Source organism: Bacillota bacterium (assembly GCA_040754675.1).
In the GTDB taxonomy this organism is placed as follows: domain Bacteria; phylum Bacillota; class Limnochordia; order Limnochordales; family Geochordaceae; genus Geochorda.
Genome location: JBFMCJ010000338.1, coordinates 1 through 4,508, shown reverse-complemented (window position 1 = coordinate 4,508; position 4,508 = coordinate 1). Strand labels below are relative to the sequence as shown.

At 68.1% G+C, this 4,508-nt stretch carries 5 protein-coding genes and 1 tRNA gene; 2 read left to right on the top strand and 4 right to left on the bottom strand.

The genetic code is table 11. The annotated features are described in order from the left end of the window. Together tig and AB1609_16265 are read right to left on the bottom strand one after the other, a co-directional pair. The coding region (gene tig, locus AB1609_16270) for a trigger factor (GenBank protein ID MEW6048004.1) at window positions 1-940 on the bottom strand (940 nt) is incomplete at its 3' end. 88 nt (window positions 941-1,028) lie between these two features. After that, window positions 1,029-1,103: transfer RNA gene (locus AB1609_16265), tRNA-Gly, on the bottom strand. 326 nt (window positions 1,104-1,429) lie between these two features. On the opposite strand from AB1609_16265, the gene AB1609_16260 reads away from it, so the two are divergent. Further along, entirely contained in the window at window positions 1,430-2,377 is a 948-nt protein-coding gene (locus tag AB1609_16260) for an SIS domain-containing protein (protein ID MEW6048003.1), read from the top strand. Then, entirely contained in the window at window positions 2,370-3,353 is a 984-nt protein-coding gene (locus AB1609_16255; protein ID MEW6048002.1) for an ROK family protein, read from the top strand. The genes AB1609_16260 and AB1609_16255 overlap by 8 nt, the downstream gene beginning before the upstream one ends. Window positions 3,354-3,444: 91 nt before the next feature. Here the strand turns inward: AB1609_16255 and AB1609_16250 are convergent, their stop codons facing one another. Together AB1609_16250 and AB1609_16245 are read right to left on the bottom strand one after the other, a co-directional pair. Continuing rightward, window positions 3,445-3,741 carry a helix-turn-helix domain-containing protein gene (locus AB1609_16250; GenBank protein ID MEW6048001.1) on the bottom strand — a complete coding sequence of 99 codons (297 nt, stop codon included), beginning with the start codon at window positions 3,739-3,741 and terminating at the stop codon, window positions 3,445-3,447. A gap of 21 nt (window positions 3,742-3,762) precedes the next feature. Next, window positions 3,763-3,924: a hypothetical protein gene (locus tag AB1609_16245; protein ID MEW6048000.1), complete on the bottom strand. Its 162-nt coding sequence runs from the start codon at window positions 3,922-3,924 to the stop codon at window positions 3,763-3,765. Window positions 3,925-4,508 lie beyond the last annotated feature (584 nt).

Below are 4,508 nucleotides of genomic sequence, written 5' to 3'. Positions count from 1 at the left end.
CGGTTCGGCGACGCAGCATGGGCTCGGGCACCTCCACCGAGGCCGCCTGGGCTACCTTCTCCACCACCTGGCGGCGCAGTTCGGCGGTGCTGCGCCGGTCGGCCGACTTCTGCAGCTCCTCGCGGATGGCACGGCGCAGCTCCTCCAGGCTCTGGTACGGTCCCACGTCTCGGGCGAACTCGTCGTCCAGCTGCGGAAGGCGCTTGGCCTTGACGGCCTTCACGGTCACCGAGAACGAGAGCTTCTTGCCGGCCAGTTCCTTGTCTGGGTAATCTTCGGGAACGGTCAGCTCGAACTGGCGCTGCTCACCCGGCCGCATCCCCTCGATGGCGGCGTCGAACCCCGGCAGCACCCGCTGTGAGCCCACCTCGATGGTGCGCCCGCGGGCCGCCCCGCCCCGGAACGGCCGCCCATCCAGCAGCGCGTCGTAGTCTATCTCGGCAAACAGCCCGCGCTGCACGGGCCCCTCGGAGGGCTCCAGGACGGCGAAGCGCTCCTGCAGCCGGCGCAGCACCCGGTCCACGTCGCCGTCGGCGACCCGGCGCACCACCCGCTCCGCCTTCACCCCTTTATACGTACCCGGCTTGACCTCCGGCTTAACCGTCACCTCGGCCTTGAAAACCAGCGGTTTGTCTTCTTCCATCTGCACGATGTCGAAGCGGGGCTCCTCCACCGGCTCCACGCGGCTCTCTTCGACGGCCTCCCGGTAGGCCCGGGGCAGGAGCAGCTCCAGCACCTCGTCGAAGACCGACTGGCGCCCCAGCCTGGCCCGCAGCACCTGGGGCGGGACGCGGCCCGGGCGGAAGCCCGGGATCCGGACCCGCTGGGCGAGGCGGCGGTATGCCTCGTCGAGGCCCTTTCGGACCTCCTCGACCGGCACCTCGACCTCGAGGGAGACCTTGCTGCCTTCAAGCGGGTGGACGGTTGCCTTGACAGTCACCTGGAAAGGCTCCTTCCGTGGACGGCCCTAAACGCAAAATCAGCCTGATCGACCCCGTCGACCAGGCCGCTCATAAGACCTGAAAAAATGGAGCGGATGACGGGATTCGAACCCGCGGCCCTCGCCATGGCAAGGCGATGCTCTACCGCTGAGCTACATCCGCTCGTAGCGCCCAACCGGCCCGCAGAACTCGGGCCGCCGGCTCCATGCCGCAGTCTACATGGCACAGCGCTGTTTGTCAAGGTCGATGGCCGCCGCGGGCGGGGCTGCAACTGACTCGGCGCGGGCCCTGCGGTACTCAGGCGCCTCATGCGAGAGTCGTGGCGCCTGGCCTTGAGCATCTCGGGTTTTCCCCGGGAAAACGCAGCACGCCGTCGGGCAAGTTTGCAAGATCGCAACGAGAGGAGCGCTTTTGTGGTCAAAACGGTGCGAGACAGTGTTGATCTCTGAGCGAGTCGCGGCGTAGAATATCGCCCGGAGGCCGGACACATGACGCTCACCGAGCCCGAGATACTCAACCAGCCCGATCACTGGCGGCGCACCCTGGCCCTCGCCGGCTCATACGTCGACCAGCTCCGTCCCCTTTTTTCAAGGCCTGTGGTGTTCGTGGGTGCCGGCTCATCGTACTACGTAGGGCTGGCCGGTGCCGCATACCTGGAGGAGCGCGTGGGCGCCCGAGCCCGGGCCGTTCCCGCTTCCCTCTACCGGCCGGCTGCGGACGAACTTCCCGTCTTCATCAGCCGCAGCGGCACGACCACCGAAATCCTCGAGGGCGCCCGGGCGGCCAGGCAGACGGGCGTCGCATCGGTCGCCATCACCTGCGACGCTGCCAATCCGCTCGTGTCGCTCGCGGATACGCCGGTGGTTCTGGACTTCGTCAGGGAGCAGAGCATCGTGCAGACGGGTTCGGCCACCAGCGCGTTCCTGTTCCTAAGGGCCCTGGCCGACTTGCTGGCCGGACGGCCGGCGCCGGAAGCCCTCGTGGCCCAGGTGGCCCAGGCCCTGAAAGACCCGGTTCACCTTCACGGAGCAGTCTCGCACCTGGTTGCCCTCGGGTCCGGATGGCGGTTCGGTATCGCCTGCGAGGCCGCGCTGAAGGCGCAGGAGATGGCGCTTCTGTGGACTGAGCGGTACGTTCCGCTGGAGTACCGGCATGGGCCCATGAGCTGTGCCGACGAGGCGACGCTGGTCGCCATTCTCGATCCCGTGGAGCCGCCGATCCGGCAACTCATCGAGGACATCGAGGCCACGGGGGCGACGGTGCTGACGCCTCGCTACGACCCGCTGGTGGAACTGGTGCGCCTCCAGCAGGTCGCCTTGAAGCTGAGCCTTCAGCGAGGCCTGAACCCCGACCGGCCGCGCAACCTGGCCCGATCGGTCGTCCTGCGTGCGGCGAGCGACGGGAACGAGGGCGTGGAAGGCCGCCGCTATGGGTGAACGTGCCGGCAGCGCGGAGCCTCTCGTCGTCGGGGTGGATGTTGGCGGGTCGAACGTGCGGGCGGCCCTGTTCCGGGGGCTCCGGATGCACGGGCAGGTCGTGGCGCGCCCCACGCCCGCCGGCGGCAGCCGGGTCCTGGACGAGGTCATAGCGGTTGTGGAAGCGGTGTCAGAAGCGGCCGGCCCTGAACGGCCGCACATCGCAGCCGTCGGTGCCGGCTTTCCGGGCATCTTCGACCCTCTTCGTGGGGTTTCGCTTCTTGCCGGCAACCTCCCGGACTGGCCCGGCGGGCCGGTGCGAGACGTGCTGGAGCAGCGCCTGAGGCTCCCCGTGGCTGTCGACAATGACGTGCGGGCCGGCGGCTACGGGGAGGTCCACGCGGGCGTCGCGGTGGGGGCCGGGAGCGTCGTATACGTGAGCGTGGGAACGGGGGTGGGAGGCGCGGTCTTCCTCGACGGCAAGCCCTACCTGGGCGCGACGTTTGCCGCCGGCGAGGTCGGACACGTGGTGCTGGACCCGTCAGCCGCAGCGTACCGGTGCCGGTGCGGCCAGGTCGGCGACGCGGAGGCCCTCGTCTCGGGCTACGCCATTGAACGCGCCGCCTGGCGGGCGGCAGGTCGTGCGATCCGGGCCACGGACGCTCTGACCGCCGGCCGCGACGGGGCTGAGGGTCTCAAGAATCTGTACGGCACCGTCGCTCGCTACCTCGCCCTCCTCTTTGCCAACATCGCAACCGCCTTCAACCCCGAACTCATCGTGGTCGGTGGCGGGCTCGGCACGCACCCTTCCTACCCCGTCGAGGAAGCGTGCGCGCTCGTGAGGCAGGGGGCGGTGCCACAGTGGATAGCGGACAGGGTCCGGGTAAAGCGGGCGCGGCTCGGGCAGTGGTCAGGCCTTGTGGGGGCCGCAGTTCTGGCGCTTGAGAAAGCCGGTTACAAGCTCACTCCCATGCCGGAAACGGAGGGATTGGGGTGAGAGCGGGTCTGTCTTGCGGGTCTGTCTCGTTGTAGGCTCCTGAGTCGAGAGCCGGTCGACCGGATTTACCGTCTGCCATCCAATGGTGCTGTCAGCGCTCGTGGTCGTCCGTTTCGCCGTACCCGAGACGGCGATTGATGGCCCGGATCTTCTCGACGATGTCACGCAATTGCTCGGGACTTACCGCAAACTGGGAAGCCGGGATCCGCCAGACCCCCTTGTGTCCGGCAGGCTGAATGGCGTCGATAAGCCCCCTCTCGCACCAGGCTCGTACGGCTTGCTCGGTCACATCCAGCATCTCGGCGACATCGCGCGGGGTCAGGTATCGCTCGCCCGATCCCCCGGGGCGGCGAGCCCTCCCGGCAGGTGTCCGCGTCATTCCCTCCATCTCGGTGCACCACCTCATGCCTCAATGCTGGCCGGTTTCACTCGCCGAACAGAAGGCGGACCCGCCGGTGGGCAGCCCGAGTTGCCGGCAAGCGCGGTTGTGCACCTCGGTCATCCCCAGGTCGTCGTGGTGCACGATGAGCGCCCGCCGGCCTTCCAGTCCCGGTCCTCGCCAGAGATCCACCCGTGGTCGCGCCTCCCCAGGCAACCCGAAACGAGCCGGCTCTCACCAGCTTCTTCGAGGTCCCTCAGCCCCTGAGCGCCCCCCAGGAGCCCTCGCATAAAGAATCGTCCCAGCTGTTCTTCAACTTCGGGGCGAACTGTTTCCAGGCGGCGGCGTAGCTTTGCCGGCAGGGCCGGTCGGGGGGCACCCACGCGGTCGCCAGATTGATCCCTTCGGGCGCCTTGAGGCTCGTGATGACGGTCATGTACACCGGCACGAGGGTAAATGATGGGTGGAGGGCGTCGACGCGGTCAGCGCCTCAGGGCAGACGTTTACAGCCATCACCCGGGCCGTGGAGCTGTGGCGACTTTCGAACCCTGTAAACCCCCGACAGCCGGTTGTCCGCCTGCAAGCTGCCCTACAAAGGCTTCAGCACGCCCTGTCTTGCAGAGCGGCCTGAAAGTCCACCTCCCGGCCATCGATGCGGAACCGATAAGGCCCAAGCCGTTCCACCGTCGACCTGGCCTGTATAAATGCGGCCATCGCCTGGCGCTCTTCGGGATCGAGCCACCCCGGCGGGTCTGAGGTGCCCTGGAAACCGGCAA

Bases quoted from the DNA above. Each gene is read 5' to 3' on its own strand.
- AB1609_16260 (MEW6048003.1), top strand. From the start codon at position 1,430: ATGACGCTCACCGAGCCCGAGATACTCAACCAGCCCGATCACTGGCGG.
- AB1609_16255 (MEW6048002.1), top strand. From the start codon at position 2,370: ATGGGTGAACGTGCCGGCAGCGCGGAGCCTCTCGTCGTCGGGGTGGAT.
- AB1609_16250 (MEW6048001.1), bottom strand. From the start codon at position 3,741: ATGGAGGGAATGACGCGGACACCTGCCGGGAGGGCTCGCCGCCCCGGG.